Consider the following 17,305-nt stretch of genomic DNA (forward strand, 5'->3'; position numbering starts at 1 on the left):
GCGGACCGGCGGACCGGCGGACCGGCGGACCGGCGGACCGGCGGACCGGCGGACCGGCGGACCGGCGGACCGGCGGACCGGCGGACCGGCGGACCGGCCGACCGGCGGACCGGCCGACCGGCCGACCGGCGGACCGGCGGACCGGCCGACCGGCGGACCGGCCGACCGGCGGACCGGCCGACCGACGGACCGGTCGACCGGTCCGAGCGTGCCCGGCCCCCGACCCCGGCCCGAGCAGGGCGCGGTGCGCCGTCGGCGGCCCGGGTGCGACGGCGTGGGCCAATGGCTCCGTCCGGTCACCCGCACCGCCGTTCCACTGGGCCGATGGCCCACCGCTTCGTCCATCGGTTGAGCCGCTGTACCCCCTGCGGTCTATCCTTGTAGCCATCACACACCTTCGGCGCCGCAGCGCCGTCCGGCGACGAGGCCGGACCGGCCCGCGGTGCTTTCGTCGTGTCCGGGCCCCACCACCCCAGGGGATCTCGCGCGCGGTGAGGAACAGATCAAGGGGGGCGGAATTGGCCGCCGTGCAGAAGTACTTCATGGCTCCGGATCCGGGGCTCGTCCGGCTCCGGATCTCGCTCCGCGCCGTCCTCGGCGTCGCGCTCGCGGTCGCCCTGGCCGAGCTGTCCGGCCTGTCCCTCGCCGCGTCCGTCACCGCCGGGCTCGCCGCGCTGCTCGCCCTCTTCACGGTCGCCGACCCCACGGTGCGCCGTCAGGTCGTCACCACGGCCCTGCTGCCGACGGTCGGCTTCCCCGTCCTCGCCCTCGCTGCCCTCCTGCACGGCGTGCCGCTCCTGCGCGACGCGGTCTGGCTGCTCGTGATCTTCGCCGGCGTCTATGCGCGCCGGTGGGGGCCGCGCGGCCACGCCCTCGGCATCTTCGCCTTCATGCAGTTCTTCGTGACCCAGTTCCTGCACGCCCTGCCCGCCCAGCTCCCCGAGCTGTACGCGGCCACCGGCGTCGCGCTGGGCGCGGCCGCGACCGTGCGGTTCGTGCTGTGGCCGATCGAGCGCCGGGTCCCGCCGCCGGCCGTGCCCGCCGCCCTTCCCGGGACGGGGCTCGCCAGGGCCACCACCCGTCAGGCCGTCCAGGTCGCCGTCGCCTCGGGGGCGGCCCTCGTCGTCGGACAGTTCCTCTCGGAGGAGCGCTGGTACTGGGCCGTCGGCACCGTCTGGTGGATCTTCGTCAACACGGCCTCACGGGGCGAGACGCTCGTCCGGGGCTTCCGCCGTGTCCTCGGCACGGTCACCGGCATCGCCGCCGGATTCCTCGTCGCCGTCCCGCTGGGGGGCGCGCCCGTCATGACGGCGTTGCTGGTCGCCGTGTGCGTGTTCGGGATCTTCTACACCGCCGCCGTCTCGTACAGCTGGATGATCCTCGCGGTCACCGTGATGGCCAGCCTGCTCTACGGGCTGCTGGGGGTGCTGGACGGCGCGCTGCTCCTGCTGCGCGTGACCGAGACCGGCGTCGGGGCCGCGTGTGCCGGCCTCGCCGTGACGCTGGTCCTTCCCGTCCGGACGCACACGACGAACGACGCGTGGATCCAGCGGGCGCTCCTCTGCGTCCGGTCCGCGACCTCGGCGTCCGTACGGCGTCTCGCAGGTGAGGAAGCCGCCGACCCGACGCCGCACGCCGCCGAGCTGGAGGCGCTCCTCGGGCGCGTGCGGCTCTCGCTGGCTCCGCTGGTGCATCCGCTGAACCCCCTCACGGGGAGGAAGCAGCGGGCGCGCCGCGTCCTCGTGCTCCTCGACGAGGCGGCCGGAGAGGTGCGGGGCCTGGTCGCGGTGGCCGCCGACCCGGACGCCGGCCACGACGCCCGCCTGGCCGCCGCCTGCTGGCGGGTCGAGGCCGCCGTGGAAGCCCTCACCTCGCGCGAAGGGGCCGCGGTGGAGCCGGAGGGGCACCTGCGGACCGAGGGCGACGTCCACGCGGGCGTGCCGGCCCTCGCCCATGCGACGGGGCTCGCCCGCGTGCTCACGGAGCTGGACGCTCCGCTGCGGACTCCGCCCGGTGAGTGGCTGCTCCGTTCCTGAGGAGGACGTGCGGGGCGGGTCCGCTCCGGGGCCGGCGCCGTCCTGCCGGGGATCCGTTCGGTGACGCGGCGGACGTCGCGGGCGACGACGGACCCCGCGCGGGCGACGACGGACCCCGCACCGGAGGTGTCGGACCCCGCACCGGAGGCGCGGGCCTCGCCGTCGCGCACGCCGCACGCCGTCGGGCTTCCGTCGTCTCCGAGCCGCGGGGTCCGTCGTCGCCCGCCTTCGAGCCGTGAGGTCCAAGCCCCTCCTTTTGGTCTAGACCGCCTGCTACCGTCGGCCCCACGAGACGACGGCCGGTCGACCGTGACCGGCCCGGGGACAGGGGAGGCGCCATGGGCGGCACAGGGACGGTCCGAGGCCGGAGCGGGGTACGGGCGTACATCGGCTCCTTCACCACGGCGGGCGGCCGCGGCGTCCTCGCCGCCGACGTGGACGGGGAGACCGGCGCACTGACCGTCACCGGCGGCAGCGACGCCGTCGACGACCCCTCCTTCCTCGCCCTCGCCGGGTCCGTGCTCCACGCCGTGTCCGAGACCGAGGCGGGCGCCGTCGCCGCCTTCGACGTCACCGGCCCCGCGCCCCGGCCGCTCGGCGCCCCCGTCCCCGTCGACGGTGCGGGCCCCACCCACCTGGCGCTCGCCGCCGGGCACCTCCTCACCGCCAACTACACCTCCGGCAGCGTCACCGCCCTGCCGCTGGCCGGGGACGGCACCGCCCGCCCCGCCACGGCGGTCCTGCGACACGAGGGCAGCGGCCCCGTCACCGACCGCCAGAGCCGCCCGCACGCCCACCAGGTGCTCCCCGACCCCGGCGGCCGCTGGATCGTCAGCGTGGACCTCGGCACCGACTCCGTGCGGATCTGCGCGCTCGACCCCGCGACCGGGGAGCTCGCCCTCCACGGCGAGACCGCGCTGCGCCCCGGCACCGGACCGCGCCACCTGGCCTTCCATCCGGCCGGCACGCACGCGTACGTCCTGAACGAACTGGAGCCCACCCTCACCGTCTGCCGCTGGGACGCCGTGCGGGGCGTCCTCGAACCGCTCGGGGAGACGCCCGTCGTCCCCAAGGGCACCACCGGCCCCTGTCACCCCTCCGAGGTGGTCGTCGCCCCCGACGGCCGCTTCCTCTGGGTCGCCGTGCGCGGCGCGGACACCCTCGCCGTGCTCGCCCTCGGGGCGGACGGCGCCGAGGCCGGTCTCGTCGCCACCGTGCCCTGCGGCGGCACCTGGCCCCGCGACCTGACCCTCGACCCCTCCGGACGGCACCTGTACGCGGCGAACGAGCGCTCCGGAGACGTCACCTGGTTCACCCTCGACCCGGAGACCGGGGTCCCGTCGCGCGCGGGCGCGATCGAGGCCCCCGCGGCCTCCTGCGTCGTCCTCGGCTGAGCCCCCGCGCCCCGCCGGACACGACGAAGGGCCCGCACCGGACAGATCCGGAGCGGGCCCTTCCGTACGACGCGGGGCCGAGGCCTCGGAAGACGGGCCTCAGCACGAGGACGGGCCTCAGCACGAGGACGGGCCTCGGCGCGAGGACGGCCTCAGAACGACGGGGCGCCCTGCGGCTGCTGCGGCGCGAGGCCCAGCGCGGCCGTGTACTGCGAGAGCACCAGCTTGCCGATGGCCGGGTAGGCGCCCAGCGGCTCGGCGGCGGCACACCCCGCCTCCTTCGACGCCTCGTCGAGGAGACCGTCGGCCAGCTCGGGGCCGATCAGGTACGGGGCGAGGGCCAGCTGCTCCGCGCCGGCGGCACGCAGCTGCTCGGCCACGGAGGCGATGGAGCCCTCCTGGTCGAGGGCGGCGGCCATCACCGGGACGGCGAGGCGCGCGGCGAGCAGCATGCCGGTGATCCCGGCGGCCTGCACGGCCTCCTCCCCGCCGACCGTGGCCAGGATGATGCCGTCGGCGGCCGTCGCGACCGTGAACAGCCGGGCGCGGTCGGCGCGGGCCAGACCGGCCTCGGAGAGGCGCACGTGCAGCGCCTCGGCGAGCAGCGGGTGCGGGCCGAGGACGTCGGTCAGCTCGGCGGTGTTGCCGCCGTCCATCAGGGCCTGGCGCACCTGGCGCATCTGGGCGCTGTCCGGGCCCGCGAGCAGCGGGACGACGACCGCGGCGGGGCCCGTCGGGGCGGTGGCCTCGCGGCCGGCGGCCAGGGCCAGCTCGTACCGCTCGGTGCGCAGCGCGGCCGCCGCCGTGAGCACGGACGCGAGCGAGGGGAACCCGGCGTCGTCGCCCTCCAGGAAGCCGATCGCGGCCTCCAGACCGGGCAGCTCGGAGCGGGCGATGCTCACGACCTCCTCGGCCAGTGAGCGTATGGCGTCGGACGGCGCGCCGGGCACGGCGAGAACCAGTGCGGGAGCGCCCTCGGGCGCCGCCGCGGGTTCGGGGCGACGGTGACGCCCGGACTGGCGGGGTCGAGGCATTCGTACAGGCAGGCCGGAAGCAGGCCCAGTGGGGGAGCTCATGGCGCCGCATGCTACTGGTTTCGACCGTCGCGCCGTTGGCTGAGGTGCGGTCACGTGCCTTCCGTCCCCCTATGTCCGCTCTCGCCCCGGGCTTCCGTTCCGCCACCCTTTCGCGCCCGCCCCGGCCCGACTTCCGCCTCCTTCCCCTCGGCCGCCCCGGCCGGGCCCTCTCCCGCCTCCGCGCACCGCGTCCCACCTGCGCGAACGACCTCGCCTACGCCGCTCCGGCGCCGAACAGGCGGAGCAGCGACGGGTCTTCCGGCAGCCGCAGGGTGCCGGTGGCGAGCGCGGAGGCGAGGGCGACCGCCCCGGCGAGCGGGTCCCCCGCCGCCTCCACCGTCCGGGCCCCCGGCAACAACTCCCCGAGTGCGGACCGGAGGGGCGCGAGCAGGGGCTCGCCCATCTTGAAGAGCCCGCCGGTGAGGGCCACCGGGGCGTCCGGCTCCGTCGGGCACACGGCCTCGGCGGCCTCGGCGATGTGGGCGCCGGCCCGCGCGAGGATGCCGGCCGCCACGGGATCCGCCGCGGCGCAACTCCCCACCTCGGGGGCGAAGGAGGCGAGCACCGCGGGCCGGTCCGTACGCGGGTAGAGCAGGCCCGGCAGTCCGGCCGCGGGACCGAAGAGCTTCTCGGCCCGGGTCAGGAGCGGCGCCGAACCCCCGCGCCGCCCGTCGTGCGCGCGCATCGCCGCCTCCAGGCCGGCCCGGCCGATCCAGGCGCCGCTGCCGCAGTCGCCGAGGAGGTGCCCCCAGCCGTCCGCCCGCCGCCAGGCCGTCAGATCGGTGCCGAGCGCGACCAGGCCCGTACCGCCCGCGACGACGGCGCCCGGCCGCTGCCCGAGCGCCCCGGCGTAGGCGGTGACCGCGTCGGCCGCGAGCGCGAGACGGCGTACGCCCCAGGCCTCCTCGAAGGCGCGCGGCAGTTCGGCCCGCAGCTCGTCGCCGAGGGTCGCCATTCCGGCCGCGCCCACGGCCGCGGCGGCGACCGGCCGCGCGCCGGCCCGCGCCCGCAGGGCGGCGACGACGGGCAGGACCTGCTCCAGGAAGTGACCGGCGGAGATCCCGCCCGGCCCCGTCCGCACCGGCTCCCGGGAGGAGGCGGTCCCCAGGACGGTGCCGCTCGCCGCCTCGGCCAGCGCGACGCGGAGCCCCGAACCGCCGGAGTCGACGCCGACGACGAGACCTGACGCGGGTTCGTTCACGGAGACCACGGCACACCGTCCTCACGGGGCAGTCGGAAGGGTGCTCGGCAGTCTAGGAGGCGGGGCACTGTCGGTGTGGGCCGGTAGAGTGACGGACCGTGACAGCGCGACCCTTGAACGAACTGGTGGAGCCCGGCTGGGCGGAGGCCCTGGGCCCCGTCGCGGGACGTGTCGCCGCGATGGGCGACTTCCTGCGGGCGGAGATCGCCGCGGGCCGGACGTACCTGCCCTCCGGGCCGAACGTGCTGCGGGCCTTCCAGCAGCCCTTCGAGGAGGTGCGCGTCCTGATCGTGGGTCAGGACCCGTACCACACCCCGGGAATGCCGATGGGGCTCAGCTTCTCGGTCGCGCCCGAGGTCCGCTCGCTGCCCCCCAGCCTGGAGAACATCTTCCGGGAGCTGCACACCGACCTCGGCCTGCCCCGGCCGTCGAACGGCGACCTGACGCCGTGGACCCGCCAGGGCGTCCTGCTCCTCAACAGGGCGCTGACCACGGCCCCGCGCAAGGCGGGCGCCCACCGGGGCAAGGGCTGGGAAGAGGTGACCGAGCAGGCCATCCGCGCGCTGGCGGCCCGGGACAAGCCCCTGGTCTCGATCCTCTGGGGCAGTGACGCCCGCAGGGCCCGACCGCTGCTCGGGAACCTGCCGGCGATCGAGTCCGCGCACCCGTCCCCGATGTCGGCGGACCGGGGCTTCTTCGGCTCCCGCCCGTTCAGCCGGGCCAACGAGATGCTCCTCGGCATGGGCGCCGAGCCGGTGGACTGGCGCCTGCCCTGAGCCCGGAGGGGCGCCGGACGGACCGGCGCCCCGACCGGCGGGGCGGACCCGCTCGAAGCAGGGCTTCCGGCCGGGCCGGCAGCGGAACGCCGTCAGAGCACGGCCGCCCGCACGCAGAGCACGTCCGGCAGGTGCTCCACCAGGAGCTGCCAGCTGTCCCCGTCGTCGGCGCTCGCGTACACCTCGCCGTTCCGGTTGCCGAAGTAGACGCCCGCCGGGTCCGCGTCGTCCGTGCACAGCGCGTCCCGCAGCACCGTGCCGTAGTGGTCGCCCTGGGGCAGGCCCCGGCTCAGCGGCTCCCAGGTCCCGCCCGCGTCCGTCGTGCGGTAGACGCGGCAGCGGCGGCCCGCCGGAACCCGGTCGGAGTCGGCGGTGATCGGGAAGACGTAGGCGGTGTCGGGGCGGTGCGGGTGCGCGGCGACCGCGAAACCGAAGTCGGAGGGGAGTCCCGAGCCGATGTCGGTCCAGCTCGCGCCCGCGTCGTCGCTGCGGAAGACCCCCCAGTGGTTCTGGAGGTAGAGCCGGTCCTTGTCGCCCGCGTCCTGGGCGATCTTGTGGACGCACTGCCCGAACTCGGGGTCCGGGTCGGGCAGGAAGACGGCGGACACCCCGTGGTTGGAGGGCGCCCACGCGGCCCCGCCGTCCCGTGAGCGGAACACCCCCGCCGTCGACACCGCGACCGTCAGCGCGTCCGGGTCGCGCGGGTCGGTGACGACGGTGTGCACGGCCTCGCCGCCCCCGCCGGGCACCCACTTCGAGCGGGTCGGGTGCTCCCAGAGCGGACGGACCAGCTCGAAGGACTCGCCGCCGTCCGCCGACCGGAAGAGCGCGGCCGGCTCGGTCCCCGCGTACACGACGTCGGGGGAGTGCTCCGGTGCCGGGTGCAACTGCCAGACCCGCTCCAGGGAGGCCTCCGTGTCCTCGGGGAACCTCACCGCGGGGCGGGCCGGTTCGGTCCAGGTCCTGCCGAGGTCGTCGGAGTGGAAGACGGAGGGGCCCCAGTGCGCGCTGTCCCCGCCCGCGAGGAGGCGCGGGGTCGGCCGCCGGGTGTCGATGGCGACCGAGTACACCGCCTGCGCGGGGAAGCCGGGATCGTCGAACTCCCATCGTCCGTCGCGCCTCCGGCCGATGAAGAGGCCCTTGCGGGTGCCTACGGTGAGGAGCACGTCGGGCATGGCTGCCACCTCCAGGACGCCGTTGTCACTGATACGGGCCAGTCTGCACCCGGCCACCGACAACGACCCCCGGAGACACTCCCGGCCCGCCCGGCGCTCAGATCGCCCAGGCGTACTGCGGCGGCGCGGGGGTCCGCGCGCCCAGTTCACGGGCGGCGCGGCGGGGCCAGGAGGCGTCGCGCAGCAGCTCGCGGCCGAGCAGGACCACGTCGGCCTCGCCGTTGGCGAGGATCTTCTCGGCCTGCTCGCTCTCGGTGATCAGGCCGACGGCGCCGACGGGCAGCCCGGTCTCGGCCCTGACGCGGGCGGCGAAGGGCACCTGGTAGCCGGGGCCCACCGGGATCTCGGCCGGTCCGCCGTTGCCGCCGCTGGAGACGTCGAGGAGGTCGACGCCGTGCTCGCGCAGCAGGGCGGCGAAGCGCACGGTCTCGTCGACCGTCCAACCCCGCTCCTCCAGCCAGTCGGTGGCGGAGATCCGGAAGAGGAGGGGCAGTTCCTCGGGCCAGACGGCGCGCACGGCGTCGACGACCTCCAGGGCGAGACGGGTGCGGTTCTCGAACGGGCCGCCGTAGGCGTCCGTGCGGCGGTTGCTGTGCGGGGAGAGGAACTCGCCGATGAGGTAGCCGTGGGCTCCGTGCACCTCCAGGACCTCGAACCCGGCCGCCAGGGCGCGTCGGGCCGCGTCCGCGAACTGCCCGGTGATCTCCCGGATGCGCTCCACGGTCAGTTCGGTCGGCACGGGGTGGCCCTCGGCGAACTCGACCGGGCTGGGGCCGACGGGCTGCCAGCCCTCGGCCGGACCGACCGGGCCGCGGCCCACCCAGGGGCGTTCGGTGGAGGCCTTGCGTCCGGCGTGCCCGATCTGGATGCCGGGCACGGTGCCGTGCTCCTTGAGGAAGCCGGAGATGCGCCGCAGTCCCTCGATCTGGGTGTCGTTCCAGAGGCCGAGGTCGGCCGGGCTGATGCGGCCCTCGGGGGAGACGGCGGTCGCCTCGACGAGGATCAGTCCGGCGCCGCCGGTGGCGCGGGCCGCGTAGTGCGCGAAGTGCCAGTCGTGGGCGACGCCCGCGTTCGGTCCGCTCGTCTCCGCCGAGTACTGGCACATGGGCGCCATCCAGACCCGGTTGGGCACGGTCAGGGACCGCAGGGTGTACGGCTCGAACAGGGCGACGCTCATGACGGACTCCGTTTCGGGATGCCTCGAAGGTGCTCGTACGATACTCATCGTAGTACGGCGCCTGTCAAACTACGAGAGCTCTCGTACAATGGGCGCATCCCGGATGAAGTGGAGCCGCCGCCATGACGACCACCACCAGCCCGCGCGTCCTCGAGCACCCCGCGCGCGACCAGATCCGCCTCGAAGAGGTGCTGCACGCCCTCTCGGACGCCGTGCGCCTGCGGATCGTGCGGGACCTGGCGCGCGAGGAGACCGAGCTCAGCTGCTCGTACTTCGACCTCCCGGTGACCAAGTCCACGACCACGCACCACTTCCGGGTGCTCCGCGAGAGCGGCGTGATCCAGCAGATGTACCAGGGCACGACCAAGCTCAACTGCCTGCGCAGGAGCGACCTCGACGCCCTCTTCCCCGGCCTCCTCGACTCCGTCCTGGCCGCCGCCGGCGCCCAGGCGGGGCGCGAGGGGGAGACGGCCTGACGGCCGGCCCCCCTCCTCCCCGGCCGCGCCTACAGGGAGCGCATCCGGTTGATCTCCGAGGTCTGCTGGGCGATCACGTCGTTCGCCATCTCCTCCACGAGGACGTTGTTCCCCTCGCTCAGCACCTCGGCCGCCATCGTCACGGCCCCCTCGTGGTGCGCGATCATCAGCTTCAGGAAGAGCTCGTCGAAGGCCTCGCCCTTCGCGCCCCGCAGCTCCTCCAGCTGGGCCTCGGTCGCCATGCCCGGCATCGCGTGGTGATCGTGCGCGCCCTGCGCGCGCGGACCACCGTTGTTTTTCAGCCAACCTTCCATCGCGTCGATCTCCGGTCCCTGCGCCGCCGCGATCCGCGCGGCCACCTTCCTCACCTGGGGCGAGGACGCCCGTCCCGGGACCAGCGCCGTCATCGTCAGGGCCTGTCGGTGGTGCGCGGTCATCATCTGCACGTAGCGGAAGTCCGCGCCGTTCGGGCTCTCGTCGGGAAGCAGTCGCGCGGCCTCCTCGGGGGACACCCGCCGGGCCGGTTCCCCCGGCTTTCCCGGTGCCACCACCTCGTGGCCGGCCGAGGCCCCGGCCCGCGGAGCGCCCTGGTGGGGGGTCGACTCGCAGGCACCCAGGGCGAGTGCGGCGAGGACGGACAGGGCCGCGGCGGCGACGGCACGCTGACGGCGGATCAACAACGCGACCTCCAGGGGTTCTTGCGGGGGCAGTGACCGTTCCTAGCACTTTTCTCGGGGGGACCGATCAAAAACCTTCATTACGGCTGTGTTGCCATCTGTTGAGATGTGCACGCCACGGAAGATACTGCCGGGGAGCAACACCCGTTCAAAGCTGAACGGATACCAGGGAGGACGGAGTGACTTCGTTGCGTACCCCGCGTACCACGTCCGACACGCGTGACCCGCGTGCCCGGCTCAGACGTCCGGGTGTGGCATCCGCCGCCGCCGGGCTGCTGGCCACACTGCTCGCGGCAGGCCCCGCGGCCGCCGTCCCCGACCCCGGAGACGCCGGCCCCGCACAGGGCGCGGTCTCCTCGCAGCAGGCGGCCGAGGCGCGCTCCGCCATCCGGAGCGGCGAGATACCCGGCGTGGACGAGATCGTCCACAGCAAGAACATCGAGCACCTCGCGAACGTCCCCAAGGACGCCCTCCAGAGCCTGAACACGGACCTGGCGTTCCAGGGCAAGTACGCCTTCGCCGGCAACTACGACGGCTTCCGGATCTACGACATCAGCAACCCGAAGGCCCCGAAGACCGTCGCGCAGGTCCTCTGCCCGGGCTCCCAGAACGACGTCTCCGTCTCCGGGAACCTCCTCTTCCTCTCCACCGACTCCTCCCGGAGCGACAACTCGTGCGCCAGCACGACGCAGCCCGCCTCGGTGAAGGAATCCTGGGAGGGCATGAAGATCTTCGACATCAGCGACATCGCCAACCCGAAGTACGTCGCCGCCGTCGAGACCGCCTGCGGTTCCCACACCCACACGATCCTGCCCAAGGGCAAGAACGTGTACGTCTACGTCTCCTCCTACTCGCCCAACGCGGCCTTCCCCGACTGCCAGCCCCCGCACGACGGCATCTCCGTCATCAAGGTGCCCCGCAAGGCGCCCGAGAAGGCGGCGGTCGTGGGCTTCCCCGTCCTCTTCCCGGGCGAGGGCCCGGACGGCGGCGGCAACCCGGGCTCACCCACCAACCCGGGCGTCTCCAAGACCACGGGCTGCCACGACATCACCGTGCTGCCGGAGAAGGACCTCGCGGCCGGCGCCTGCATGGGCGACGGCATCCTCTTCGACGTCGAGGACCCCGAACACCCGCGGGTGATCGACCGGGTCCAGGACAACGTCAACTTCGCGTTCTGGCACTCCGCGACCTTCAACCAGAAGGCGAACAAGGTCGTCTTCACCGACGAGCTGGGCGGCGGCGGCGCCGCCACCTGCAACGCCGAGGTCGGCCCGAACCGGGGCGCCGACGGCATCTACGACATCGTCGGCAAGGGCGACAGGCGCAAGCTCGTCTTCCGCAGCTACTTCAAGATCCCGCGCCACCAGGCCGACACCGAGAACTGCGTCGCCCACAACGGCTCGCTGATCCCGGTCAAGGGCAAGGACCTCATGGTCCAGGCCTGGTACCAGGGCGGCGTCTCCGTCTGGGACTTCACCGACTCCTCCGCTCCGAAGGAGATCGCCTACTTCGAGCGCGGCCCGCTGTCCACCACCGCCATGACGACGGGCGGCTCGTGGTCCGCGTACTACTACAACGGCCTCATCTACTCGAACGACATCGCCAAGGGCTTCGACGTGCTGAAGCTCTCCGACCGCCGTACGGATCCGGCGAAGCGGATCCGGATGGACGAGCTCAACGTCCAGACCCAGCCGGACTACTTCGACTTCGACGACTGACCGGCGGCGGGACGGCCGACCGACGGCCCGAGCGCCGGCGTGCCGCCGGGCGGACCCCCGCCCGGCGGCACGCCCGCCTCCCAGTCCAGCCCGTACCGCTGGAACAGCTCCGACCGCAGGCGCGCCAGCGGCATCGGAGCCCCCGGCAGCAGCACCGCCACCACCGAGCCCATCAGCAGGGCGCGCAGCAGCGGGTAGTCCGTGTCCACGTCCGTGGAGCCGTACCGCGTGACCGTGTCCCGCAGCAGGAACGCCAGGCGCTGCTGCTCCTCGCACTGCACGAACCCGTCCGCCTGCAGGATGCCCGCCATGTGGGTCCGCATCAGGGTGGGCCGGGTCACCGCGAGCCCCAGGATCGCGTCGATCGCCCGCGCCAGCCGCTCGCGGCCGTCCTCCGTGCGCGGCTCCCGTTCCAGCGCCTCCTCCAGGGTGAGGTGCATCAGCCGGTGCACCGCCGCCTGGAGGAGCACGTGCTTGCCGGGGAAGTAGTACGAGATCAGCCCCCGCGCCGTACCGGCCCGCTCCGCGATGTCGCCGAGCGTGGTCGCCTCGTAACCGTGGGCGTCGACCAGCTCTACGGTGGCCTGGAGAATCCGCTCCCGCGACCTGCGCCGAAGCTCTTCATTGACCGATGGGCTACGCGGGGACATGCTGGACTCCTGCGTTGACTGGCTGCCGGCCAATATACTCGGCGCATCTCGTCGGCATGCCCGTGTGGCATGCCGCCGGGGACGCCGTCTGTTCTGGGCGACACGGGGGATCGTCCAGAACAGGCGGCTTCATCGTCCTTCTCCCATTCTGCTCCCGCCGCTCCCCGCGCCGCCGTCGTCGTCCCCGGGGGAGCGCCGCTCCGCTCCGCGCCGCTCGCTCCACCGGTACGCGAGCACCGCCGTCGCCACGCAGCACCAGCCGAGCAACCAGCCCCCGACGACGTCCGAGGGCCAGTGCACGCCCAGGTAGACCCGCGTCCAGCCGACCCCCAGGACCGAGACGAGGGCGGCGCCCGCCAGGGTGCCCCAGCCGCGCCACTCGTCCCGCCAGTGCAGGGCGAGGACCCACAGCAGCAGTCCGCAGGTGACCGTCGCCGTCATCGCGTGACCGGAGGGGAAGGCGGCGTACCGCGCCGAGTCGACCGGGTGGGCCCACTCGGGCCGCTCCCGCCCCACCAGGGACTTGAGGGCCTGCTGGAGCCCGACGGCCAGCAGGCTCGTCGCGACCACCCACAGGGCCGTCCGCAGCTCCCGCCGCCACCACAGGAGCACCGCGGCGGCGGCGGCCAGGGCGCGCATCGTCCACGGGTCCCACACCCAGTCCGTGAGGACGCGGTTGACGTGGGTGAAGCCGGGGTGGGCGAGGGCGCTGCGGTGGAGCGCCTCGGCGACCGAACGGTCGAAGGAGAGCAGTGGCGGCCATCCCACCGCGACGAGCACGAGCAGAGCCAGGGCCAGGACTCCGGAGACCACGGCGGAGGAGCGCATGCGCCGATCCTGCCCGACGATCCGCCCCGCACGGCCCTCCACGCGACCCGTGCGCGTCGCCGCCGGGGCCCCGTACGCCGTGCGCGCCGTCATGGGGCCCCCGTCTGTCGTGCGCGCCTCATGGGAGCCCCCGTCTGTCGTGCGCGCCGTCACCGGTCGCTATCCCAGTGCGCTGAGCGCCGGGACGAAGGCCACCAGCACGGGGACCACGGGCACCAGGGACGCGACCGCCGTCAGGCGGAGCCGGCGCCCGGCGGTGAGGCGGGGGGCCGCGGTGAGCAGCCGGTTCACCCGCTGCGGCAGATCGGCGTCGGTCGCCGGACCGGGGCCGAAGACGCCCCGGTCCTCGTTGAGTTCGACCAGTGCGAGCGCGATCGTCAGCCGTCCGAAGCGGCGCGAGGCCACGTCGTCGGCGGCCAGCTCCACCAGACGGTGCATCTCCTCGCGGAAGGCCGCGAAGACCGGGATCCCCGGGAACCCGGCGGCCAGGGCCGCCGAGGAGTGCAGCAGCCAGTCGTGCCGCGCCCGGGCGTGGCCCTGCTCGTGCGCCAGGACCGCGTCCAGCTGGCGCCCCTTCAACCGGCGCAGCGCCGCCGTCGTGACGACCAGCCGGGGCGCGGAGCCGGCCATCCACCAGGCGTCCGCCCGCTCGCCCTCCAGCACGACGAGCCGCTCGCTGCCCGGCCGCTCGCCGGGCAGCAGGGGTGCGCGGACGAGCAGGTCGCAGCGGCGGCGACGGCGCCGGGCGCGGGCCCGGCCGATCTCCCGGCCCAGCATCGCCCCGGACCAGAGGCCGCCGGCCGCCAGCGCCACCGCGAGCACCGCCGACCAGGGCCCGGACGTGCCGAGTTCGTACGCGTCGACCACCGCGCGCGGCGCACCCGCGAAGACCTGTCCCCGCACGGCCTTCCACGCCGCGGACGCGCTGAACGTCATGGAGAGCGCGAAGCTGACCAGCACCGCGGCCACCACGCACTGCCACACCCACAGGGCCACCACGGGTTCTCGCTCCACCCAGTCGGCCCGGGACAGCAGCCGGGGGGCCGCGACGGCGGCCAGGACGCCGAGCAGGAACAGCGCGAGGGAGACCCACATGGGCGTCAGCCTATGAGCGCGGTACTCGCCGGGGGTACGGGCACGGACGGCAAGTGACGTACGCCACGGTTTGGTTGGCCGGAAGCCGCTGTCGCCGGGCCGGATCCCGCGAGGTCCTCGGAATCGTCACAGGGTCACCAGCATGGCGAGCATCGCGAGGGCCATCGAGAGCCGGCAGGCGTGCGCCAGCTCCGGCCGGGCCGCCCAGTCGCCCCCGCCGCCGACGGCCGTCCGGGCCGCGCCCGCGCCGCTCCCGGCGGCCGCCACCGGGACGAGCCGGACCCCCGAGCGGAGCACGTACGCCACGTAATAGAGGAGGAGCCCGGTCGTGAGCACGGGTATGCCGCCCGTCGCTCCCGCCGTGTGCCCCGCGTGCGCCCCCGCCGCGCCGGGCGCCGCCATCGCCACCGCCATGTAGACCATGGCGAGCGAGCCCACCAGGTGGTGCAGGTGGTGACCGCCGCGCCGGGCCGCCAGGAGGCCGTGCAGCGCCGCCGCGCCGAACACCGCCGCGTACACCGCCCAGCCCCACTCCGGCGGGGTCAGGACCGCGGCCGGCAGCGCCATGGCCGCCATCCCGAATCCCATCACCGCCTCGCCGACCGCGGCCCCCCGCTCCTCACCGGCGCAGGCGCGCGTCCGCAGCAGGCAGTACACGCCCGTCGCCGCGCACAGCGCGACCAGCAACCACCCGGACAGAGCCGGTCCGTGCACGGCACACCTCCCCCTCGACGCCGTCCCCTCCAGGGAGGAATGCCCGCCTCCCGGCGCCGCACGCGGGCGCACGGGCGCGCACGGGTGTACGAGGGGAGCGAAGGAGGCGCGCGTTAGGCTCGGGACGATCGCGCACGCCGATCGTCAGCGCCCGAGGGGAGCCCCGTTACATGGACACCGCCACGTCCCAGGAGACCGGCCGGATCAGCTACCGCGAAGCGGTCCTCGACGACGTCCCGGCACTCGTCCCGCTCGTGGAGTCGGCCTACCGGGGCGACGCCAGCCGGGGCGGCTGGACGACGGAGGCGGACCTCCTCCAGGGGCAGCGCACCGACCCCGAGGGCGTGGCCGCGGTCATCACCGCCCCCGGCAGCCGGCTCCTGGTCGTCGAGCGGGACGGCGATCCGGTCGCCTGCTGCCAGCTGGAGCACCGGGGCGAGGTCGCCTACTTCGGCATGTTCGCGGTCCGCCCGGAGCTCCAGGGCGCGGGCCTGGGCAAGCAGATCATCGCGGAGGCCGAGCGCCGGGTGCGCGAGCTGTGGGACGTGCGGGAGATGCACATGACGGTGATCTCCGTGCGCGAGGAGCTGATCGCCTGGTACGAGCGGCGCGGTTACCGGCGCACGGGCCGGATGACCCCCTTCCCCTACGGCGACGAGCGCTTCGGCCTGCCCCAGCGGGACGATCTGGAGTTCGAGCTGCTGATCAAGCCGCTGAGCTGATCCGTCCGGCGGAAGGGCGGCCTCGACCCTGACCGACAGGAAAAACTTCTGTCGTCAGGGGGGTCCCACAGGATAATTTCTCTTGCCTCCCCTTGTGAGAGTGAAGCGTCAACGGTTACGTTGTCTTGACGCAAGGTTCTCCTGTGGAGGAAGAGGCATGACGGAAATTCTTGTGCAGGACGTGACCGGTGGGGGGATATCCACCGAATCCCGTGTGATCGACCACCCGGCCTGGACCGAGCTCAAGAACGCCGTGGAGGAGATCCGTCCCTGGCAGTCCGCGGACGGCTCCATCGACCTCGAGGCCGAGGGCGCGCCCGCCCGCGCGCTCGTCGAGCTGACCGTGGACCGCCTGGTCGCGGCCGTCGAGCAGCTCTCCCCGCTCGTCCCGCACGACGGCGCCTACCACCGCGCCCTCGTCGCGGACCTGCGCAAGTGGGTCGAGAGCGGCTTCGCCGTGCCGGACTTCCTGGACTCCCTCATGGAGTTCCACCCGGCCGCCGGCCGCGCCGACGGGCTCCAGCACCTCGTGCTCTTCCCGATGTACACGCAGAACGGCAACCTGGATCGCAACTTCGAGGCCGTCGTGCTCCGCATGGTCTGGCCGGAGTGGCTCTCCGAGCTGGAGCGCACCCGCTACGACAACCCGGGCTTCTGCGGCATCACCTTCGAGGACTTCACCGCCGGGTACGACACCAACTCGGCCGTCCTCTTCCCGGAGACCGTCGCCGTCCGCGAGGTCCCGGAGCGCTTCACCTGGGGCGGCATCTTCTGCGACCGCGAGGCCGCGCGCTTCCGCAAGGTCACCGAGGCCGCGGTCGACACCCTCGGCGTGAAGCTCCCCGAGGACATCGCCGTCATGCTCGGCGACCAGAACCGCTGCCAGCAGGCCTTCGCCCTCTGGGACCTGGTCCACGACCGCGCCCACAGCCGCGGCGACCTGCCCTTCGACCCCTTCATGATCAAGCAGCGCCAGCCGTTCTGGATGTACGGCCTGGAGGAGCTCCGCTGCGACCTCACCGCCTTCAAGGAGGCCGTGAAGCTGGAGGCCGAGGGCAACGGGCACGGCCGTGACGTGCAGTACGCCGTCCTCTTCGACCGGATGTTCCGCTTCCCGCTCACCGGCGACCGCGTCCGCAACTACGACGGTCTGGGCGGCCAGCTCCTCTTCGCGTACCTCCACAAGAACGACGTGGTGCGCTGGACGGACAACATCCTCACGATCGACTGGGACCGCGCGCCCGAGGTCACCAACCGCCTCTGCTCCGAGATCGAGACCCTCTACCGCGAGGGCATCGACCGCCCGAAGCTGGTCCACTGGTTCAAGGCGTACGAGTTCGTCTCCACCTACCTCGCCCCGCACCCGGGCTCGAAGTGGGCCAAGGGTCCCGACGCCCTCGACCTCTCCCTGCCGCCCCGCAAGCTCGTCGACGACGTGCTTCCGGACGAGTTTCCGCTCAGCATGTTCTTTGAGGCCCTCGCCAAGAAGCTGAAGGGCGTGATCGCCGACACCAAGGGGATCACCGCCGCCGACGTCCCGGACACCGAGCGGGCCGCCGCGTGAGCGACCTCACCGAGAACACCGAGGAG

The 17,305-nt window shown here is 74.0% G+C and carries 16 protein-coding genes; 7 read left to right on the forward strand and 9 right to left on the reverse strand.

The features are described 5' to 3' along the window. The first annotated feature begins 542 nt into the window (after positions 1 to 542). Positions 543 to 2,036, forward strand: a complete 1,494-nt coding sequence (locus tag ACZ66Z_RS18390; RefSeq protein WP_469935265.1) for an FUSC family protein — start codon at positions 543 to 545, stop codon at positions 2,034 to 2,036. A gap of 338 nt (positions 2,037 to 2,374) precedes the next feature. After that, the gene (locus ACZ66Z_RS18395) at positions 2,375 to 3,430 is read left to right on the forward strand and encodes a lactonase family protein (RefSeq protein ID WP_469935112.1); all 1,056 of its coding nucleotides are present in this window, start codon (positions 2,375 to 2,377) and stop codon (positions 3,428 to 3,430) included. A 152-nt stretch (positions 3,431 to 3,582) separates the two neighbouring features. Here the strand turns inward: ACZ66Z_RS18395 and ACZ66Z_RS18400 are convergent, their stop codons facing one another. Both ACZ66Z_RS18400 and ACZ66Z_RS18405 read right to left on the reverse strand, forming a co-directional pair. Continuing rightward, on the reverse strand, positions 3,583 to 4,506 hold the full coding sequence (locus ACZ66Z_RS18400; RefSeq protein ID WP_469935114.1) for a sirohydrochlorin chelatase: 924 nt from the start codon (positions 4,504 to 4,506) through the stop codon (positions 3,583 to 3,585). A 214-nt stretch (positions 4,507 to 4,720) separates the two neighbouring features. Then, positions 4,721 to 5,716 carry an N-acetylglucosamine kinase gene (locus tag ACZ66Z_RS18405; RefSeq protein WP_469935116.1) on the reverse strand — a complete coding sequence of 332 codons (996 nt, stop codon included), beginning with the start codon at positions 5,714 to 5,716 and terminating at the stop codon, positions 4,721 to 4,723. An 89-nt stretch (positions 5,717 to 5,805) separates the two neighbouring features. Between ACZ66Z_RS18405 and ACZ66Z_RS18410 the strand changes: the two genes are divergently transcribed. Further along, positions 5,806 to 6,483, forward strand: a complete 678-nt coding sequence (locus ACZ66Z_RS18410) for a uracil-DNA glycosylase (protein ID WP_469935118.1) — start codon at positions 5,806 to 5,808, stop codon at positions 6,481 to 6,483. 92 nt (positions 6,484 to 6,575) lie between these two features. Here the strand turns inward: ACZ66Z_RS18410 and ACZ66Z_RS18415 are convergent, their stop codons facing one another. Beyond that, the gene (locus ACZ66Z_RS18415) at positions 6,576 to 7,658 is read right to left on the reverse strand and encodes a WD40/YVTN/BNR-like repeat-containing protein (RefSeq protein WP_469935120.1); all 1,083 of its coding nucleotides are present in this window, start codon (positions 7,656 to 7,658) and stop codon (positions 6,576 to 6,578) included. A 97-nt stretch (positions 7,659 to 7,755) separates the two neighbouring features. Beyond that, the gene (locus ACZ66Z_RS18420) at positions 7,756 to 8,835 is read right to left on the reverse strand and encodes an NADH:flavin oxidoreductase/NADH oxidase (RefSeq protein ID WP_469935122.1); all 1,080 of its coding nucleotides are present in this window, start codon (positions 8,833 to 8,835) and stop codon (positions 7,756 to 7,758) included. Positions 8,836 to 8,957: 122 nt separating this feature from the next. Between ACZ66Z_RS18420 and ACZ66Z_RS18425 the strand changes: the two genes are divergently transcribed. Further along, the gene (locus ACZ66Z_RS18425) at positions 8,958 to 9,311 is read left to right on the forward strand and encodes an ArsR/SmtB family transcription factor (protein ID WP_469935124.1); all 354 of its coding nucleotides are present in this window, start codon (positions 8,958 to 8,960) and stop codon (positions 9,309 to 9,311) included. Positions 9,312 to 9,340: 29 nt separating this feature from the next. Here the strand turns inward: ACZ66Z_RS18425 and ACZ66Z_RS18430 are convergent, their stop codons facing one another. Beyond that, positions 9,341 to 9,988 carry a DUF305 domain-containing protein gene (locus ACZ66Z_RS18430; RefSeq protein WP_469935126.1) on the reverse strand — a complete coding sequence of 216 codons (648 nt, stop codon included), beginning with the start codon at positions 9,986 to 9,988 and terminating at the stop codon, positions 9,341 to 9,343. Positions 9,989 to 10,167: 179 nt separating this feature from the next. Between ACZ66Z_RS18430 and ACZ66Z_RS18435 the strand changes: the two genes are divergently transcribed. Then, a complete protein-coding gene (locus ACZ66Z_RS18435) occupies positions 10,168 to 11,706 on the forward strand; it encodes an LVIVD repeat-containing protein (RefSeq protein WP_469935128.1) in 1,539 nt (512 codons plus the stop codon). Here ACZ66Z_RS18435 and ACZ66Z_RS18440 read toward each other — a convergent pair. From ACZ66Z_RS18440 to ACZ66Z_RS18455, 4 genes are all read right to left on the reverse strand, one after another. Further along, positions 11,685 to 12,356, reverse strand: coding sequence for a TetR/AcrR family transcriptional regulator (locus tag ACZ66Z_RS18440; RefSeq protein WP_469935130.1), 672 nt, complete (start codon positions 12,354 to 12,356; stop codon positions 11,685 to 11,687). The two genes, ACZ66Z_RS18435 and ACZ66Z_RS18440, sit on opposite strands and share 22 nt — an antisense overlap. A gap of 129 nt (positions 12,357 to 12,485) precedes the next feature. Further along, positions 12,486 to 13,184: a phosphatase PAP2 family protein gene (locus tag ACZ66Z_RS18445; protein ID WP_469935132.1), complete on the reverse strand. Its 699-nt coding sequence runs from the start codon at positions 13,182 to 13,184 to the stop codon at positions 12,486 to 12,488. 159 nt (positions 13,185 to 13,343) lie between these two features. Continuing rightward, on the reverse strand, positions 13,344 to 14,279 hold the full coding sequence (locus tag ACZ66Z_RS18450) for a M56 family metallopeptidase (protein WP_469935134.1): 936 nt from the start codon (positions 14,277 to 14,279) through the stop codon (positions 13,344 to 13,346). Positions 14,280 to 14,405: 126 nt separating this feature from the next. Next, positions 14,406 to 14,993 carry a DUF5134 domain-containing protein gene (locus ACZ66Z_RS18455; protein ID WP_469935136.1) on the reverse strand — a complete coding sequence of 196 codons (588 nt, stop codon included), beginning with the start codon at positions 14,991 to 14,993 and terminating at the stop codon, positions 14,406 to 14,408. A 170-nt stretch (positions 14,994 to 15,163) separates the two neighbouring features. On the opposite strand from ACZ66Z_RS18455, the gene ACZ66Z_RS18460 reads away from it, so the two are divergent. Next, on the forward strand, positions 15,164 to 15,715 hold the full coding sequence (locus tag ACZ66Z_RS18460; RefSeq protein WP_469935138.1) for a GNAT family N-acetyltransferase: 552 nt from the start codon (positions 15,164 to 15,166) through the stop codon (positions 15,713 to 15,715). A gap of 157 nt (positions 15,716 to 15,872) precedes the next feature. Next, positions 15,873 to 17,279, forward strand: coding sequence for a DUF6421 family protein (locus ACZ66Z_RS18465; protein ID WP_469935140.1), 1,407 nt, complete (start codon positions 15,873 to 15,875; stop codon positions 17,277 to 17,279). The last annotated feature ends 26 nt before the right edge of the window (positions 17,280 to 17,305 follow it).

The sequence above is a fragment of the Streptomyces sp. NPDC107498 genome, from assembly GCF_055582805.1.